This is a genomic window from Micromonospora pattaloongensis (genome assembly GCF_900107255.1).
GTDB classification, from domain to species: domain Bacteria; phylum Actinomycetota; class Actinomycetes; order Mycobacteriales; family Micromonosporaceae; genus Micromonospora_I; species Micromonospora_I pattaloongensis.
In genome coordinates this window covers 25,388-42,223 of sequence record NZ_FNPH01000011.1, presented here as the reverse complement: position 1 = coordinate 42,223, position 16,836 = coordinate 25,388, and the positions used below count along the sequence as shown (strand labels likewise).

Annotated in this window: 18 protein-coding genes; 11 read left to right on the top strand and 7 right to left on the bottom strand. The window is 72.9% G+C overall.

Annotated elements, in window-relative coordinates:
• Nucleotides 1-23: 23 nt before the first annotated feature.
• Nucleotides 24-824, bottom strand: a complete 801-nt coding sequence (locus tag BLW47_RS21320) for an HAD family hydrolase (protein ID WP_091561066.1) — start codon at nucleotides 822-824, stop codon at nucleotides 24-26.
• Between the two features lie 622 nt (nucleotides 825-1,446).
• A complete protein-coding gene (locus BLW47_RS21315) occupies nucleotides 1,447-1,941 on the bottom strand; it encodes a hypothetical protein (protein ID WP_139307397.1) in 495 nt (164 codons plus the stop codon).
• 410 nt (nucleotides 1,942-2,351) lie between these two features.
• On the opposite strand from BLW47_RS21315, the gene BLW47_RS24875 reads away from it, so the two are divergent.
• Nucleotides 2,352-2,534, top strand: coding sequence for a hypothetical protein (locus BLW47_RS24875; RefSeq protein WP_139307396.1), 183 nt, complete (start codon nucleotides 2,352-2,354; stop codon nucleotides 2,532-2,534).
• Nucleotides 2,535-2,647: 113 nt separating this feature from the next.
• Here BLW47_RS24875 and BLW47_RS21310 read toward each other — a convergent pair whose 3' ends face one another.
• The gene (locus tag BLW47_RS21310; RefSeq protein ID WP_091561059.1) at nucleotides 2,648-3,832 is read right to left on the bottom strand and encodes a GNAT family N-acetyltransferase; all 1,185 of its coding nucleotides are present in this window, start codon (nucleotides 3,830-3,832) and stop codon (nucleotides 2,648-2,650) included.
• A 209-nt stretch (nucleotides 3,833-4,041) separates the two neighbouring features.
• Here BLW47_RS21310 and ssd point away from each other — a divergent pair, with 209 nt between their 5' ends.
• From ssd to BLW47_RS21275, 7 genes are all read left to right on the top strand, one after another.
• Nucleotides 4,042-5,145, top strand: a complete 1,104-nt coding sequence (gene ssd, locus BLW47_RS25435) for a septum site-determining protein Ssd (protein WP_091561355.1) — start codon at nucleotides 4,042-4,044, stop codon at nucleotides 5,143-5,145.
• On the top strand, nucleotides 5,142-6,329 hold the full coding sequence (locus BLW47_RS25430) for a TadA family conjugal transfer-associated ATPase (RefSeq protein WP_091561057.1): 1,188 nt from the start codon (nucleotides 5,142-5,144) through the stop codon (nucleotides 6,327-6,329). Before ssd ends, BLW47_RS25430 begins: the two co-directional genes overlap by 4 nt.
• Entirely contained in the window at nucleotides 6,326-7,087 is a 762-nt protein-coding gene (locus BLW47_RS21295) for a type II secretion system F family protein (protein ID WP_425435427.1), read from the top strand. Before BLW47_RS25430 ends, BLW47_RS21295 begins: the two co-directional genes overlap by 4 nt.
• A gap of 68 nt (nucleotides 7,088-7,155) precedes the next feature.
• Nucleotides 7,156-7,809 carry a type II secretion system F family protein gene (locus BLW47_RS21290; RefSeq protein ID WP_425435431.1) on the top strand — a complete coding sequence of 218 codons (654 nt, stop codon included), beginning with the start codon at nucleotides 7,156-7,158 and terminating at the stop codon, nucleotides 7,807-7,809.
• Nucleotides 7,810-7,833: 24 nt separating this feature from the next.
• Nucleotides 7,834-8,001, top strand: a complete 168-nt coding sequence (locus tag BLW47_RS21285) for a DUF4244 domain-containing protein (RefSeq protein ID WP_081883916.1) — start codon at nucleotides 7,834-7,836, stop codon at nucleotides 7,999-8,001.
• On the top strand, nucleotides 7,998-8,366 hold the full coding sequence (locus BLW47_RS21280) for a TadE family type IV pilus minor pilin (protein ID WP_091561049.1): 369 nt from the start codon (nucleotides 7,998-8,000) through the stop codon (nucleotides 8,364-8,366). The genes BLW47_RS21285 and BLW47_RS21280 overlap by 4 nt, the downstream gene beginning before the upstream one ends.
• Nucleotides 8,363-8,779: an Rv3654c family TadE-like protein gene (locus BLW47_RS21275; RefSeq protein WP_091561046.1), complete on the top strand. Its 417-nt coding sequence runs from the start codon at nucleotides 8,363-8,365 to the stop codon at nucleotides 8,777-8,779. Before BLW47_RS21280 ends, BLW47_RS21275 begins: the two co-directional genes overlap by 4 nt.
• 122 nt (nucleotides 8,780-8,901) lie before the next feature.
• Here the strand turns inward: BLW47_RS21275 and BLW47_RS21270 are convergent, their stop codons facing one another.
• From BLW47_RS21270 to BLW47_RS21250, 4 genes are all read right to left on the bottom strand, one after another.
• A complete protein-coding gene (locus tag BLW47_RS21270) occupies nucleotides 8,902-9,474 on the bottom strand; it encodes a GNAT family N-acetyltransferase (RefSeq protein WP_175543744.1) in 573 nt (190 codons plus the stop codon).
• 173 nt (nucleotides 9,475-9,647) lie between these two features.
• Nucleotides 9,648-9,863 (bottom strand): helix-turn-helix transcriptional regulator, encoded by a 216-nt coding sequence (locus BLW47_RS21265; RefSeq protein ID WP_245736875.1) that lies wholly within the window; start codon nucleotides 9,861-9,863, stop codon nucleotides 9,648-9,650.
• Nucleotides 9,864-10,534: 671 nt separating this feature from the next.
• Entirely contained in the window at nucleotides 10,535-10,738 is a 204-nt protein-coding gene (locus BLW47_RS21255) for a hypothetical protein (protein WP_091561036.1), read from the bottom strand.
• 65 nt (nucleotides 10,739-10,803) lie between these two features.
• Nucleotides 10,804-13,218 carry a DEAD/DEAH box helicase gene (locus BLW47_RS21250; RefSeq protein ID WP_091561345.1) on the bottom strand — a complete coding sequence of 805 codons (2,415 nt, stop codon included), beginning with the start codon at nucleotides 13,216-13,218 and terminating at the stop codon, nucleotides 10,804-10,806.
• 139 nt (nucleotides 13,219-13,357) lie between these two features.
• Between BLW47_RS21250 and BLW47_RS21245 the strand changes: the two genes are divergently transcribed.
• From BLW47_RS21245 to BLW47_RS21235, 3 genes are all read left to right on the top strand, one after another.
• Nucleotides 13,358-13,714: an STAS domain-containing protein gene (locus tag BLW47_RS21245; protein ID WP_091561033.1), complete on the top strand. Its 357-nt coding sequence runs from the start codon at nucleotides 13,358-13,360 to the stop codon at nucleotides 13,712-13,714.
• A complete protein-coding gene (locus BLW47_RS21240; RefSeq protein ID WP_091561029.1) occupies nucleotides 13,711-14,148 on the top strand; it encodes an ATP-binding protein in 438 nt (145 codons plus the stop codon). Before BLW47_RS21245 ends, BLW47_RS21240 begins: the two co-directional genes overlap by 4 nt.
• A 223-nt stretch (nucleotides 14,149-14,371) precedes the next feature.
• Complete coding sequence (locus tag BLW47_RS21235; RefSeq protein ID WP_091561026.1) at nucleotides 14,372-16,744, top strand: sodium-translocating pyrophosphatase; 2,373 nt, start codon at nucleotides 14,372-14,374, stop codon at nucleotides 16,742-16,744.
• The last annotated feature ends 92 nt before the right edge of the window (nucleotides 16,745-16,836 follow it).

Genomic DNA, 16,836 nt, shown 5'->3' with positions numbered 1-16,836 from the left:
GGGTGGGTCATGCCGGGGGAGGGTCACGCCGGGGCGGTGCGGGCGCGACGGTGCCGCCCGTACCAGGCGATGCCGATCGCCACGCCCACCCCGACGCCGAGCGCCGCCGCGGCCACCGGCACCGCCGGGCGATCGCGCAGGCGGCGGCCGAGCGGCACCGGGTGCCGGAACTCCAGCACGGGCCAGGCGTTCTCGGTGGCCAGCTTCCGCAGCGCCCGGTCGGGATTGACCGCGGTGGGATGACCCACGCACTCCAGCAGCGGCACATCCGTGACCGAATCGGAGTACGCGTAGCAGTCGGCCAGGTCGTAGCCGCGCTCCTTGGCCAGCTCGCCCACCGCGTCGACCTTGCTCGGCCCCGCCGCGTAGAACTCGACCTCGCCGCTGTAGCGCCCATCCTCGATCGCCATCCGGGTGGCGATCACGTCGCTGACGCCGAGCAGCTCGCCGATCGGCCGCACCATCTCGTCGCCGGAGGCCGAGACGAGCACGACGTCCCGCCCGGCCGCCTGGTGCTCCTCGATCAGCGCGGCCGCCTCGGCGTACACGTAGGGGTTGATCAGCTCGTGCAACGTCTCCGCGACGATCTGACGGACCTGCTCCACCGGCCAGCCCTTGCAGAGCGCCGCCAGGTAGTCCCGGGTGCGGGCCATGGTCTGCTCATCGGTGCCGCCGAGCCGGAACATCAACTGGGCGTACGCCGACTTGACCACGTCCCGTCGCGTGATCAGGCCGTCCCGGTAGAACGGCCGGCCGAACGCCAAGGCGCTCGACTTGGCGATGACGGTCTTGTCGAGATCGAAAAACGCGGCGCTTCGGCCCACGGCGGGCCAGTCTAGCCGGATGGTCTATCGTCGGCGGCTACGTGGGCCCACGGCGCCCCTCCGGCGCGCCGCCGGATCCCGCTCCGCCGGCCAACGAAACGGCTTGTCGGACCGCCGCCGCATCGACGCGACATGCGAGTTGGGGCAAACGCCACTCGACGCGCACGGGTCGACTCAGGCATGCTTGGTTGCGACACGGTTTCATCTCCGTGCCCGGTAGGTTTGCACGCTCTCGGCGGTTGCACCCCCCGTGACCGCTGAGTGGGTTCGGCTCGACCCCCCCGGAGCCGAACCCCAGACGGCCCCCGCCTCCCCCCGGCGGGGGTCGTCGCTATTTCCGGGCAAGCGCTCCCACGCAGGTCAGAGCGCACCTCGTCCTATCGAGGACGCTTTCCGGCGACGATTGTGACCGGCTTGACGTCCCGCGATCGGTCCCGTGGCAGCTTCACACCGTCAGCCGGGTTGCTGCCGATCAACCGCGCCTGAACGGCCGTGCGGAGGATCATCGACAGTAGCTGGTAGCACTTGGCGACGTGGTTCGTTCCGGCTCCTCAACGCCAAAGAAAATGAGAAAGCCCCGGCGGGTGACCACTCCAAGGTCCCGCCGGGGCTCTCGTCTTTGTCAGGAAACCTTGTCGATCTTGCACTCGATCTTGCCGGACACCTTCTGGCTCAGCGGTGCCATGCCTTGCTCGGTCGCCTTCTGCCCCGGCCGAACGTCGGAAATGATCTCCGTCGTGTTGGCGATCCGGTCACCCTTCTCGTTCAGGATGAACACATCGATGAGGTAGGTGTTCTGGCTCTTGCTGGAGTTGTTCACTTCCAGATCGAACTTCACCGTCGGGAAGATCTCGTTGCCCGCCGATTCGGCCTTGCACGAGGTCAGCTTGACGTGGCCCACCTTCGCTTCCTGCTCCTTGCTGATGTCGCTGGCGGCCTTGCCAACCAGCGCGGTGCAGGCAACGAACCCGCCACCACACAGGACGAGCGACGTGATGGCGAGGATCAGGAAGATCTTCAACCCCTTCGACATGCCCTTCTTCGGCGGGGGCGCGGGAGCGTACCCCGGCGGAGGGGTCGGGATCCCCGGCGGAGGGGTCGGGGTCTGCTGCGACATTCGTTGTGCCTCTCAATTGATGCGGGTGTTACTCCGGGAACCTTTCCAGGCCGGAGGCATTTTTCTTTGACCACCGACACCGGTGCCGCTCGTGTCGTTTAAGGGTGGTGGCGGTGGACAGTGGTCCCGGATGGAGCGAGCCCGTGGCTCAACTCGCCGACGTCGGCAGGCTGTCTGGCCAGCGGCAGCGAGATAGGTCGTGTCGCTGGCGGCCGGTGTATGCGGCGGTGGTCATGGTGCTCTCGTCTCTCCAGGTCGCGGTGACGCTCCTCCGTGACGAGAGCCCAACCCTGCCAGAGGATGCCGAAGCCGGGCGAACTCCGTAGATCAGCCAGCCTGGTGGTTGCCGTGGGTCAATCAGTCTGACCCGGTCAACGAACGGGCGACGGCGGTCGGCCGGGGGGTGGATCTTGTCGGGCGTCCGGAATGTGCTGGTCAACAGCCCGGCAGCCTCGCCGACACAGCGGGCCGAGCAGCCCGACGAGCGGAGCGCCCGCGCCGAGCTGGAGAGGTCGTGCGCGGAGGGCCGCGCGTACGGGGAGTGGACGATCCACCGACCTGGTGAGGATCTCCCCGGCACGGTCAACTCGTGATCGACCAATGCTCATGCGTCAGTGACTCTAGATCGTTTAGCCGGCACTCGCGGGGAGCACCCAAGGCCGGCTCGGCGAACGTTTGACGCGCTGCGCAGGGCCGCGGTTGGGGGTCAGAACGCCGCGAACAGGTTCGGCGTCCGCCGGGGGAAGAGGCTCCGCAGCGTTGCGGCGGCGGCGTCGGGGATCGCGCCGAAGCCGCGGAGCACCACCTCGACCGGGTCGAGCACGCCGTAGACCAGGGCGGAGATCCCGGCCGCCGTCAGCGTCGCCGTCGCCGGCGAATCGGTCGGCGTCACCTCCAGCCGCCCGCTCTCACCGTCCAGCAGGTACGACCCGGCGATGAACGGGTCGTCGACGACCTCGACGGTCAGCCGTCCGGGCCCGGCATCGATGCCGGTCAGCGCCGGCATCGACAGGATCCGGGCCATCGGCGCGGACGAGCCGGGGAAGTGGATTTTCGCTTCCGTGTGCGCAGCCAGGTCCGTTCCCCACAGCTCGGGGTTCTCGTCGGCGGCGACGGTCATGGTGATCCGTTCGACCTGGTCGACGTGGCGGGCGAAGAACTGCAGCACCAGCGCCCGCGCGACCGGGTCGGTCGCCAGCAGGTCGCCCGCGACCAGGTCCTGCGCGTGTCCGCTGATCCGGTACGGGACGGCGGCGACCGTCTCGCCGTCGACCACCGCCGTGATCAGCCATTCCTCGTTCCTGTCGCGCTGCCGCGCGGCCCGGAAGTCGGGAAAGACCGCGAAGCCGTGCCGCTCGGCCAGGAACCGCTGGGTGAAAGCGCGGTAGGAGTCGTACCCGTCCTTGATCCGCTGCCACGTGATCTCACCGGGCAGGTCGAGCCGGAGAAAGGATGCCAGGTCGGCGGGCGCGACCGTGACGGTGCGCGGCATCGGGAACCCCACGTAGCCGAAGCGTTCGTAGAACGACGGCCGGAACGGGTAGAGCGCGGTGGCGACGAAGCCCTCGTCGCGCATCTCCCCGAGCAACCGGGTCAGCACCCGACGGACGTGTCCCTGCCGACGGGCGAGCGGGTGGGTGGCGACGCCGGCGATCCCCGCCATCGGGACGACGGCGCCGCGGATGTTCTGCCGCATCGGGATCGCCGAGGCGACGGCGACGGCGGTGCCGTTCTCCTCCGCGGCCAGCGTCACGTTCCCCTCGTTGTACGGCAGGTAGCCGCGCAGCTCCTCGACCCGGTCCGCCGTCCCGGGCGAGTGTTCGAAGGCGTAGCCCAGGAGCGGGAAGCTGGCGGTGAGACGTTCCTCGGAGCTGATGCGACGGATGGTCATGACGTCATCCCAGCGGGTGGTCGGGGCGATTTCAAATCACTTTCCGGCGATGCGCGTCACGCCAGTGCGGGATAGCAGATCCACAGCGTCGGCGGGAGTTATCCACAGGCGGATCAGTTATCCACAGGTGTGCCCACAGGGCATTGGCGCGCCGCATCCGCTCCGCCACGGTGTGCGGGTACCCCTCGCACCCACCGCTGGAGGCCGCGATGCCACCCCGTACCTCCCTCCGTGCCGGCGCCCGACTGCCACTCGTGGTGACCGGCGACGCCGAGTTGCTCGACGACCTGCTCCGGCTGGCCGCCGCCGGCGGCACCGAGCTCGACGTGGCGCCCGACCCGGCGGCCGCGCGGTCCCGCTACGCGGCCGCGCCGCTCGTCTTCGTCGGTGTCGACCAGGCGCAGGCATGCCTGCGGGCGCGGCTGCCGCGCCGCCCACGCGTCGTCCTGGTCGGCCGATCGGACGGCGACGACAAGCCGTGGCACCAGGCCGAGCTGCTCGGCGCCGAACACGTCGCGTTGCTGCCCGCCGCCGAGCCGTGGCTGGTGGACCGCTTCGCGGAGCGGGCGCCCGGCTCCACCACCGCGACCGCCGCCCGGGTCATCGGGGTGGTCGGCGGGCGCGGCGGCGCGGGCGCCAGCGTGCTCGCCGGTGCGCTCGCGGTCACCGGTACGCGGGCCGGCCTGCGCACCCTGCTCGTCGACGCCGACCCGCTCGGCGGCGGGCTCGACCTCGTGCTCGGCTGGGAGCAGCTCGACGGGCTGCGCTGGCCGGGGCTGACCGAGACCGACGGCCGGGTGGACCCGCCCGCGCTGGTGCGGGCGCTGCCGAGCCGCGGGGATCTCGTGGTGTTGTCGTGGGACCGGGGCGATCTGCTGGAGGTCCCGGTCGAGGCGATGGCGGCGACGATGGACGCCGGCCGACGCGGCCGCGACCTGGTCGTGGTCGATCTGCCGCGGCACCTCGACGACGCGGCGGTGGTCGCGTTGCAGGCGACGGATCACGTCTTCGTCGTGGTCCCCGCCGAGCTGCGCGCCACCGCCGCCGCGGCCCGGGTCATCGCCGCGGTCGCGCCGCACTGCGCCGAGCTCTCGGTGGTCGTGCGCGGCCCGGCGCCGGGACGGCTCAAGGCGCGGGAGGTGGCGCGGGCGCTGGACCTGCCGCTGGTGGGAACGCTGCGTCCGGAGCCGGGGCTGTCGCGGGGCATGGAGCGCGGCGAGGCGCCGACGGCCGGCGGGCGGGGACCGTTGGCGGCGCTGTGTCAGCGCATCGTGGCCGACATCGCCGGCGTGACGCCGAGGGCCGTGGCGTGAGCGACCGACAACTGGCCACCCGGGTACGGCAGCGTTTCGCCGCCGACGGCGCCGACGTCACCCCCGCGACGGTCGTGTCGGCGCTCCGCGCCGAACCGTCGGCCGCGCTCCTCGGCGACACCACTGTCCTGCGTCTGGCCGGCCGGGTGCACGACGACCTCGTCGGCGCCGGCCCGCTCTCGCCGCTGCTCGCCGACCCCGAAGTCACCGATCTGCTCGTCAACGGTGGGCAGGTCTGGGTCGATCGGGGGCACGGCCTGCACCGCGAGCCGGTGTCGCTCGGCGGTCCCGACCAGGTGCGGCGGCTCGCGCAGCGGCTCGCCGCCGCCTGCGGCCGCCGGCTCGACGACGGCTGCCCGTACGCCGACGCGCGGCTGCCGGACGGCACCCGGCTGCACGCCGTGCTGCCGCCGGTGGCCACCACCGGCCCGTACCTGTCGCTGCGGACGTTCCGGCAGCGCCCCTTCACGCTCGCCGAGCTCGTCGAGCACGGCACGGTGCCACCGGCCGTCGCCCCGCTGCTCGAGGCGGTCGTCGCCGCCCGGCTCGCCCATCTCGTCACCGGTGGCACCGGCTCCGGCAAGACGACGCTGCTCAACACCCTGCTGGGCCTGGTGCCGCCGACCGAGCGGATCGTGCTCGTTGAGGACGCGGCCGAGCTGCGTCCGGCCCATCCGCATGTCGTGGGCCTGCAGGCCCGCACCGCCAACGTGGAGGGGGCCGGATCGGTCGGGCTCAGCGACCTGGTCCGGCAGGCGTTGCGGATGCGCCCGGATCGGCTGGTCGTGGGGGAGTGCCGGGGCGCCGAGGTCGTCGATCTGCTGGGAGCGCTGAACACCGGCCATGACGGCGGCGCCGGGACGCTGCACGCGAACACCCCCGCCGACGTACCGGCCCGGCTCGAAGCGCTCGGCCTGCTCGGCGGCCTGCCCCGGGCGGCGCTGCACGCGCAGGTGGCCGCGGCGCTCCAGGTGCTGCTGCACGTCCGTCGTACCGCGGCCGGCCGGCTGCTGGAGGCGGTCTGCCTGTTGCTGCCGGCGGGACCCGAGCGCATCGTCACGGTGGTTCCGGCGTGGCGGCGCGACGCCGGACCCGGCCCGGCGGCCCCCGCGCTGGCCCAGGTGCTCAGCCAGCGGGGTGTGCCGCTGCCGCCGATCCTCGCCGACCTGCGGGCGCGGCCGTGACGGGTCAGCTCTGGCTCGCCGTGGCCGGTCTGCTCGGCGCGGCGCTCGTCGCGGCCTGGCCGTCCACCACCGCGCGGGCCCGTCACCGCGGCGTCCTGCGCGCCGCCCACCTGCGCCGATCGCGCAGTTCGCGCCACGTCCTCTTTCGCGGCCGCAACGACAACGTCCCGGGCGGGGTTCCGCTCGCGGTGTTCGCCGGGGCCGTGGCGGGGGCGGCGCTCGCCGGACCGGTCGCCGCGGTCGCGACCGGCGCGTACGGCGGGTTGGGCCTGTGGACGTTGCTGCGCCGGCGGGCGACGCGGGCGGCCGCGCAGCGGCGCGCGCTCAGCCTCGACGCGCTCTGCGCGCGCGCCGCCGACCTGCGCGCCGGGCTACCGGTCGCGCCGTCACCCGCCGGGCTGATCCACGCCGGACGACCCGACCGGCTCACCCGGTTGACGCGCGCGGCCGCCACCCTCGCCGAGCAGACCGGGGCGCCCCTCGCCGACCTGCTCGACCGGATCGAGGCGGACGCGCGCGCGATGGACCGGGCCGTCGCCACGGCGGCGGCGCAGGCGGCCGGGGCGCGAGCGACGGCGTGGCTGCTGGCCGCCCTGCCGGTGGGCGGGATCGCCCTCGGCTACGGCATCGGCGCGGACCCGCTGCGGGTGCTCCTGCACACACCGGTCGGCGCGGCGTGTGCGATCGGCGCGATCGGTCTGCAACTGGCCGGACTCGCCTGGGCGAACCGGCTCGGCCGCGCCCCGGGAACCTTCTGATGTCGGCGCACGTGGTCGCGGCCGGCTGCTTCCTGGCCGCCGCCGGCGTGCTGACCGTGCCCGCGGCGATGCGCGAGGCGGCCGCCCGACGCCGGCTGCGGCGGGTCGTCGGATCCGCTCCGGCCGGCGCCCGTGACCTGACCCGGCCGGTCGGGGGGCTCGCCGGCGTCGCCGTGGCGCTGCTGGTCGGCGGTGCGTGGGGAGTGGCCGTCGGGGTGGCCACCGCGTTCGCGCTGCCGCGCCTGCTGCGGCGACTCGAACCCGCCGCCGCCCGCCGGATCCGGCAACGGGAGAGCGCCGACCTGCCGCTCGCGGCCGACCTGCTCGCCGCGGCGCTGCGCTCCGGGGCCCCCGTCGACCGGGCGGCAGCGGCGGTCGCCGAGGCGCTCGGCGGCCCGCTCGGCGAGCGCCTCGCGACGGCGGCCCGCGCACTGCGGCTCGGCGCGGAGCCGCAGGAGGCGTGGGCGCAGCTCGCCCCGGTCGCCGGTGGGGAGCGGTTCGGCCGGGCCGCGGTCCGCTCGGCGGCGAGCGGTGCCGCGCTCGCGGGCGCGCTGACCCGGCTCGCCGACGATCTGCGCGCGGACCGCGCCGCCGCCACCGAGGCCGCGGCCCGCCGCGCCGGTGTGCTGATCGTGCTGCCGCTCGGGCTGTGCTTCCTGCCCGCCTTCATCCTCGCCGGCCTGGTGCCGGTGATCGTCGCCGTGCTCGGCGACGTCCTGTGACACCCACCGAGAAAGGAGCACGCCATGCGCAAGCTGATCGCCCGGTTGCGGGGCGACGCCGGGATGAACACCGCGGAGTACGCCGTCGGCACGCTGGCCGCCGTCGCCTTCGCCGGGATCCTGCTGAAGGTGTTGACCAGCGGAAACGTTCAGTCCGCGCTCACCGCCGTGATCGACCGGGCGCTGAAGTGACCGGGCGCCGGCTGGCCGGTCGCGACCGGGGCTCTTTCACCGCCGAGCTGGCGGCCGGGCTGCCGGCGCTCGTCCTGCTGTTGCTGGCCGGGCTCACCGCCGTCAACGCGGTGACCACGAAGGCGCAGTGCGTGGACGCGGCGCGGGAGGCGGCCCTGGCCGCCTCCCGCGGCGCCCCCGGTTCGGCCGCCGGCCAGCGGGCCGCGCCGCCGGGGGCGTCGGTCTCGGTCACCGTGGACGGTGACGTCGTGCGGGCGACCGTACGGGCGCCGGTGCGGGCGCTCGGCGCCCGGCTGCCCCGGCTCACCGTCGAGGCGGTCGCGGTGGCCGCCGTCGAGCCGGGCACCCCGGAGCCCGCGCCGTGACGACGGCCGGCGACGTCCGCGCGCCGCGTCGGGCCAGAGCAGGCAGCGTCCGGCGTGCGGCGACCGATCGGGGAGCCGCGTCGCTGTGGCTGCTCGCCGTCGGGCTCGTCGTGGTCGCGGTCGGCGTCGCCGGCGCGGCGGTCGGCGCGGCCCGGGTCGCCCGGCACGAGGCGCGGGTCGCCGCCGATCTCGGGGCGCTCGCCGGTGCTGCCCTGGCGGTCGAAGGCGAACAGGTCGCGTGCGACCGGGCGGCCCAGATCGTGGCGGCCAACGGCGGGCAGGTCGCCGAATGCGCGGTCGAAGAGTTGGACGTCGTCCTGACAGTGTCGGTCACCGTCGAACCGATGCCCGGGCTTCCTCGCGTCGCGACGTCATCGGCGCGTGCGGGTCCGGTAGCAACGAAGAGGGACTAAGGCCCTGTGCACGAAAGCGAGCGCCGCACCGGACGTTCGGTGTGCGCTCGGTGGCGACAGCGCCGCCGAAGATGCCGGCAGCAGGACGCGCTCTTGGACGACGGGAGTGCAGGGGTGGCGGATCAGCTCCGGGGCCCGACCGCGTCCCAATCGCGGCGGTGGAGTCGCCACACTCTCTCGACCCCTATCTCCGCTGGAGCGACAGCACCGTCTTCTCGCTCCTCGACGAAGGTGAAGCCGAGCCGCTCGGGGATGCGACCGCTGGCGATGTTGGCCACATCGTGATGCACCTCGAGGATGGCGATGTTCGACATGGAGAAGGCCCCCGTGACGAGACAGCGGACGGCCTCCCGGGCGATCCCACGCCCGGTGTCTCCCGCCCGCGTCCAGTAGCCGATCTCCAATCCGCCCGGCCCGATGCGCCGGTGCAGCCCGCAACCCCCGACCAGTCGTCCGTTCTCGAACACGCCGAAGTTGAAGTCCTTGCCTGCCTGCCAGAGCTCACACCAGTCGGCGACGAGCTTCTCTCGGTCGGCCAGGTCCACCGGCTCCAGACCTGCCCACGGCATCCACGGGGCGAGGTGTTCGACGCTCTCGAGGATGGCCTCGTGCAACCGAGTCGCATCGGCCGGTGAGAAGTGCCGGACCACGACGCAATTCCCAACCATCTCGACAGGGGGGCGCTCGGCAGTCACGCGCCTCATCGTGTACGGCACTCCAGGTGGAGGCAACAGATTGGCCGCCCGTCGACCAACAGAGACGGCCGCACCGACCGTGCGCTCGCTGCTCGCTGCGAGAACAGCTCCCGAGCCTTGATGACGAGGGCCACGAGGCTTCTCGTGCCGGGGGTGGTCTGTTTTTGGGCTGCTCAGCCCGGACGATCGTCCTCGGTCGGGCGGGGCTGGCGGTACTCCTTGATCCACGCCTCGATGTCCTCAGCCAGCCACACCTTCATGCCACGCAGTTCCTGATACGGCTTCGGGAAGGTGGGATACCGGGCGAGCTGCTGGAACCGCTGCCGCGAGACACCCATGCGCTGGGCGATCTCGTAGGGCCCCATGAGCTGCCCCGGCCCTCGGTCCATGCCTTGACGGTAGGGAGGCAAGCTCTAGTCTAATGGCTATTGCCAGTTGACTAACGCCATGGCGTATGAGGACCGTGACGGTGTGCCACGAGACCCCCTACGCCAAGAGCATCTACGCCGGGAGGATCCATGACCGCACACGGACCAATGCGCCCGATCTGGCTATGTGGCGGCTGCGGTGTCCCCTGGCCCTGCCCCACACGCCGACGGCAACTGGCCGCGGAGTTTGAGGGGGCTCCGATGTCGTTGGCTATCTACATGGGCACACACCTGCTGACTGCGATGGAGGACATGAAATGGGCTCCCGCCGGACCCCTCCATCGTCGGTTCCTCGGGTGGGTGCAACCGCCGCGCCGCATCGCGCGCCGTTCGATCTGACCCGACCGACGGCGGGCAGGTCGCGGAGTGTGTGGTCGAAGAGCTGGACGTCGTCCTGACAGTGTCGGTCACCGTTGAACCGATGCCCGGGCTTGCTCGCGTCGCGAATTCATCGCGCGTGCGGGTCCGGTAACCACGAAGCGGGACTAGGCGGAGGCTTGTTCGCGCTGTCGGGACGTGCCCGGCGGCACCCTCGCTACATGTCGCGGTCCGCCTCTCATGCGCCGTGGGGCGTCGCACGACGCGCGGCCGGTGACGCGCTCTGCGGGGCGCGCCGGCGGAAGCGTCTGGTGTCAGGGGCGGGCCTCGGCCCATCTGGCGAGCATGCTCTGGATGAGCTGGTGGACGGTGTGCAGTTGCTGGCTGATCTGGTCGAGCCGCTCGGCCTGGGCGAGCGCGGCGTACGCCTGGGCGAGCGCGATCTGCTGTTCGGCGGTGAGCTGCTCGGGGTTGACCGTGTAGAGCAGTTCGACGGCGTCGGCGAGGGTGTCGGCCACGTCTGGACTCCCTGGATAGCGGATGTGGAAGCGCTCCCACAGCCGCCTTACCCATTCACGCCCGTCTACGAACCAGTCTTCTCGCGGAGTGCCGCGAGCACGACGTCCAGCACCTTGACGGCGTCGTTCTTGCCCAGCGGATTGTTGCCGTTGCCGCACTTCGGGGACTGCACGCAGGACGGGCAGCCCGTCTCGCAGCCGCACTCGGCGATCGCGTCGCGGGTGGCCTGCAACCACGACGCCGCGATCCCGTACGCCCGCTCGGCGAAGCCGGCCCCGCCCGGGTGTCCGTCGTAGACGAAGACCGTCGGTGCCTCGGTGTCGGCGTGCGCGGCGGTGGAGAGCCCGCCGATGTCCCACCGGTCGCACGTGGCGACCAGCGGCAGCAGGCCGATCGCGGCGTGCTCGGCGGCGTGCAGCGCGCCCGGCACGTCGGCCGGCTCGACCCCGGCCGCGGCCAGCGCCTGCGGCGACACCGTGAACCAGACCGCGACGGTGCGCAGCTCGCGGGTGGGCAGGTCGAGCGGGCGGGTGTCGAGCACCTCGCCGGAGCCGATGCGCCGCCGCTGGTACGAGACCACCTGGTTGGTGACGTCGACCTCGCCGAGGAAGAGCCCGACCGGGCCGGCGTCCACGTAGGAGCGGACCGAGGCCACGGAGAGGGACGTGACGTCGCGGGCGTGGGTCGTCCAGTCCGGCTCCTCGGCGTGCACCAGCGCGCAGGCGTCCTCCAGGTCGAGCTCGTCGACGACGTACGAGACGCCCTGGTGCAGGTAGACCGCGCCCGGATGCACCTGGAAGTGCGACGACTCGGGGTCGACGGTGCCGAGCAGTCGGCCGGTCGACGACTCCACGACGCAGACGGGGGCGCCGCCGGTCCCGCGCAGATCGACCTCGGGCCGCCCGCTGTGCGTCCAGTACCAGCCGGTCGGCCGGCGGCGCAGCGCCCCGGAGGTGACCAGCGCCTCGACCGCCGCGACCGCGGCCGGCCCGCCGAACAGGTCGAGATCCGCCGGGGTCAGCGGCGCCTCGGCGGCGGCGCAGCAGAGCTGCGGCCCCAGCACGTACGGGTTGGTGGGGTCGAGCACGGTCGCCTCGACCGGCCGCCCGAACAGCGCCTCCGGGTGGTGCACGAGGTAGGTGTCGAGCGGGTCGTCGCGGGCCACCAGCACGGCCAGCGCCTCCCGCCCCGACCGACCGGCCCGGCCGGCCTGCTGCCACAGCGACGCCCGGGTGCCCGGATAACCGCACATCAGCACCGCGTCGAGGCCGGCCAGGTCGACGCCGAGTTCCAGCGCGTTGGTCGAGGCCAGGCCGAGCAGCTCGCCGGAGAGCAGCGACCGCTCCAGCGTCCGCCGCTCCTCCCGCAGGTAGCCGGCGCGGTAGGCGGCCACCCGCGCGCCGAGCCCCGGCACGGCCTCGTCGAGCGAGCGGCGGGCCATCGTCGCGACCACCTCGGCGCCGCGCCGCGACCGCACGAACGCCAGCGTCCGGGTGCCGGCGGCGACCGCGTCGCTGAGCAGGTCCGCGGTCTCGCGCAGCGCGGACCGCCGGACGGTGGCCAGCTCAACTGCGCCGTGGTCGCCGGCGGCCGGCTCGGTCCCGCCGGGGTCGTCGGGGAAGTCGATCGCGGTGGCCTCCGGCGACGGGGGCAGCAGCGGCGGCTCCCAGAGCGCGAACGTCAGCCCACCGCGCGGCGAGGTGTCCTCCACGACGGCCTCGACCGGCAGGCCGGTCAGGCGCGCGGCCGCCTCCGCCGGGTCGCCGGAGGTCGCCGAGGCCAGGACGAAGACGGGGGTACGCCGGTGCCGCGCGGCCTGGCGCCGGAGCCGGCGCAGCACGTGCGCCACGTGTGAGCCGAACACCCCGCGGTAGGTGTGGCACTCGTCGACGATCACGTAGGCCAGTCGCCGCAGGAACGTCGACCAGCCGGCGTGGCCGGGCAGGATGCCGTGGTGCAGCATGTCGGGGTTGGTCAGCACGAAGCGGGAATGCTGTCGGATCCACTCCCGCTCGGCGCGCGGGGTGTCGCCGTCGTAGCTCGCCGGGCGTACCCCCTCGACGCCCAGCTCGGCGACGGCGCGCAACTGGTCGGCGGCGAGCGCCTTGGTCGGCGCCAGGTAGAGGACGGTGGCGCGCGGGTCGGCGAGCAGCGTGGCCAGCGCGGGCAGCTGGTAGCCGAGCGACTTGCCGGAGGCGGTGCCGGTGGCGAGCACCACGTGCCGGCCGGCGTACGCCAGGTCGGCCGCGGCCACCTGGTGCTGCCAGGGGGCGATCACGCCGCGGCGGGCGAACGCCGCCCGCAGCTCCTCGGGCGCCCACCGCGGCCACGGCGCGGTCGTCCCGGCGCGGGCGGGCACCCGCTCGACGTGCGTCACCGGCCCGCCGGCGGCGCCGCCGCCGGTGCGGGCGCGCAGCCGGCGCAGCAGCTCGGCCGGCTCGGGGCCGGGCGCCGCGGTCACGGTGGCTGCTGAAGTCACGTCCTGCACTGTCGCACTGATGTACGGACATGGCCAACGTGCGCCACGCCACCGCCGGCCGGGGGAGAGCCGCGATGCGGGGGTGGGCGCGCGGTGGTTAGATGCCAGAAGCGTTCCTGGTGAACGGAGGAGGGGACTGATGGAGCTGTCGCTCGCGACCCGCACCGTGGGCGAGCACACGGTGCTGGAGGTCGGCGGCGAGGTCGACGTCTACACCGCCCCGCGGCTGCGCGAGCGGCTCATCGAGGTGGTCGAGGGGGGCGCCCGCAGGGTCGTCGTGGATCTCGGGCGCGTCGATTTCCTCGACTCCACCGGGCTGGGTGTGCTCGTCGGGGCGCTCAAGCGGCTGCGCGCCGCGGGCGGCACCTTCGGGCTGGTCTGCGACCGGGAACCGCTGCTCAAGATTTTCCGGATCACCGCGCTCGACCAGGTCTTCCCGATCTTCCCGACGGTCGAGGCGGCGACGACGGTGGACCAGGCGGGTCCCGCGGAGTGATGTCGACGGTCCGGCTCTCCTTCTCGCCGGCGCCGGTGCACGTCCGCACCGCGCGCCTTGTCGGAGTGGCGGTGGCCCGGCGGGCCGGCGTCACCGAGGAGCGCCTCGACGAGGTGCGGCTCGCGATCGGCGAGGCGTGCACCCGCGCGGTCGCGCTGCACCGCCAGTACGGACTGCCGGACCTGGTGCTGGTGGAGATGTCCGACGAGGAGAGCTACACCGTTCGGGTGATCGACCGGGCGCCGATCGAGGCGGGCCTGGGGCTCGCCGCGCTGCCGCCCGACGAGCTGGCCGACGAGTCGCTGACGGATGAGGCCCTGACGGTGGGCGTCGGGTTCGCGCTGCTCGCCGGTTTCGTGGAGGACCTGCAGGTGCGCCCGGTGGACGTGGGCATCGGCACCGAGGTCCGGATGGTGTGGCCGGTCGGACGCTGACCGGTAACACAACCGAACGCGCTAACACAACGAGGAATATCACCGCGCCATGTGGGTAGACGGTGTGACCTCGCACACGCTGTACGGCTACAGTACGCGGGTCATCAGGCAGCCCCCTGCGCCCGCGCCGTGCGGGGGCAGGGCACACCACTCCCTGTGAGGGAGACGCCCCGCCGGATCGTCCACCGGTACGGGGTGAAGCGTTCGGTACAGGAGGACATAGATGTCCGGGACTACCTTTGCCGCCGAGGGCGGCGGGATGTCCCTTACCGGCCCAAACCTGACGTACGTCATCGTCGCCGCGGTCATCGCGTTGGTGGCGCTCGGGTTTGCCTTCGCCCTGGTCAGGGCGGTACTGGCTACCGGTAAGGGCACCGAGAACATGCAGGAGATCGCCGGAGCCGTCCAGGAGGGCGCCTCGGCATACCTGTTCCGCCAGTTCAAAACCCTCGGCGTGTTCGTCGTGCTTGCCGTGGTGCTGCTCTTCGTGCTCCCGGTGCACGGCGTCGAAGGCAGCGAAACGCTGGTGAAGCTCGGCCGATCGGCCTTCTTCGTGGTGGGCGCGGTGTTCAGCGCGTTCATCGGCGGCGCCGGAATGGCGCTCGCGACCCGTGCCAACCTGCGGGTCGCGGCGGCCGCGGGCGCCGCGGAGGGCGGACGTGAGACCGCGATGCAGATCGCGTTCCGCACCGGCGGCGTGGTCGGCTTCCTCACCGTCGGCCTCGGCCTGTTCGGCGCGGCGCTCGTCGTGCTGATCTTCCGGGGCGACGCCCCCACCGTGCTGGAGGGCTTCGGCTTCGGCGCGGCGCTGCTGGCCATGTTCATGCGGGTCGGCGGCGGCATCTTCACGAAGGCGGCCGACGTCGGGGCGGACCTGGTCGGCAAGGTCGAGCAGGGTATCCCGGAGGACGACGCGCGCAATCCCGCGACGATCGCGGACAACGTCGGCGACAACGTCGGCGACTGCGCGGGCATGGCGGCCGATCTCTTCGAGTCGTACGCGGTGACGCTGGTCGCCGCGCTCATCCTCGGCCGGGCGGCGTTCGGCGAGGACGGTCTGGTCTTCCCGCTCATCGTCTCGGGGATCGGCGCGATCGTCGCGATCATCGGCGTGTTCATCACGCGGCTGCGGGTCACCGACCGCACCGGCATGGTCGCGATCAACCGGGCCTTCTACGCCTCCGCCCTGCTCGCGGCGGTGCTCGTCGCGATCGTCAGCTGGGCCTACCTGCCGGCCACGTTCGCGGAGTTCGGCGAGCGGTTCGCCGGCACCGAGGGCAACCCGCGGCTGATCGCCATCGGCGCGGTCGTGATCGGCATCGTGCTCGCCGCCGCGATCCAGGCGCTGACCGGCTACTTCACCGAGACGCACCGCCGGCCGGTCCAGGACATCGGCAAGAGCTCGCTGACCGGCGCGGCGACCGTGGTGCTCGCCGGCATCAGCGTCGGGCTCGAGTCGGCCGTCTACTCGGCGCTGCTGATCGGCGCCGGCGTGTTCGGCGCGTTCCTGCTCGGCGGCGGCTCGATCACCCTGTCGCTGTTCGCGGTCGCGCTCGCCGGCACCGGCCTGCTCACCACCGTCGGCGTGATCGTCGCGATGGACACCTTCGGCCCGATCTCGGACAACGCGCAGGGCATCGCCGAGATGTCCGGCGACATCGACGAGCAGGGTGCGCGGACCCTCACCGAGCTCGACGCGGTCGGCAACACCACGAAGGCCATCACCAAGGGCATCGCGATCGCGACGGCGGTGCTCGCCGCGACGGCGCTGTTCGGCTCGTACACCGACACCGTGACCACGGCGCTCAACGACGCCGGAATCGCCAACGTCGGCACCTACCTCGCCAACGCGCTCAACGTCTCCAACCCGAAGAACCTCGTGGGCCTGATCATCGGCGCCGCGGTGGTCTTCCTCTTCTCCGGGCTGGCCATCAACGCGGTCTCCCGTTCCGCGGGCGCCGTCGTGATGGAGGTGCGCCGGCAGTTCCGGGAGTTCCCCGGGATCATGGACCGCACCCAGCGTCCGGAGTACGGGCGGGTGGTCGACATCTGCACCCGCGACGCCCAGCGGGAGCTGATGACGCCGGGTCTGCTGGCGATCTTCGCCCCGATCGCGGTCGGGTTCGGCCTCGGCGCGGGCGCGCTCGCCGCGTACCTGGCGGGCGCGATCGGCACCGGCGTGCTGATGGCGGTCTTCCTGGCCAACTCCGGTGGCGCCTGGGACAACGCGAAGAAGCTCGTCGAGGACGGCGCGCACGGCGGGAAGGGCTCGGAGGCGCACGCCGCGACGGTCATCGGCGACACCGTCGGCGACCCGTTCAAGGACACCGCCGGCCCGGCCATCAACCCGCTGATCAAGGTCATGAACCTGGTCGCGCTGCTGATCGCCCCCGCGGTGGTCACCTGGAGCGTCGGCGCCGACCAGAACAACGCCCTGCGGGTCACGATCGCCGTCGTCGCGGCCGCGATCGTGGTGGTTGCGGTCACCTTCACCAAGCGCAAGCCGGTCGCGATGGGGGAGGACCTGGACGACTCGGGAAAAGCGGGTGACGGAAGCGGCGCCGCCGCGTCCAGGGCGGAAAAAGTGAACGCCTGATGTGATCACGGGGCCCCTCGGAGATCGTCCGAGGGGCCCCGTCGTCGTTGCCACGCCCGTGTCCGCGTGGCAACCGTCTGTCCTGCCGGTGG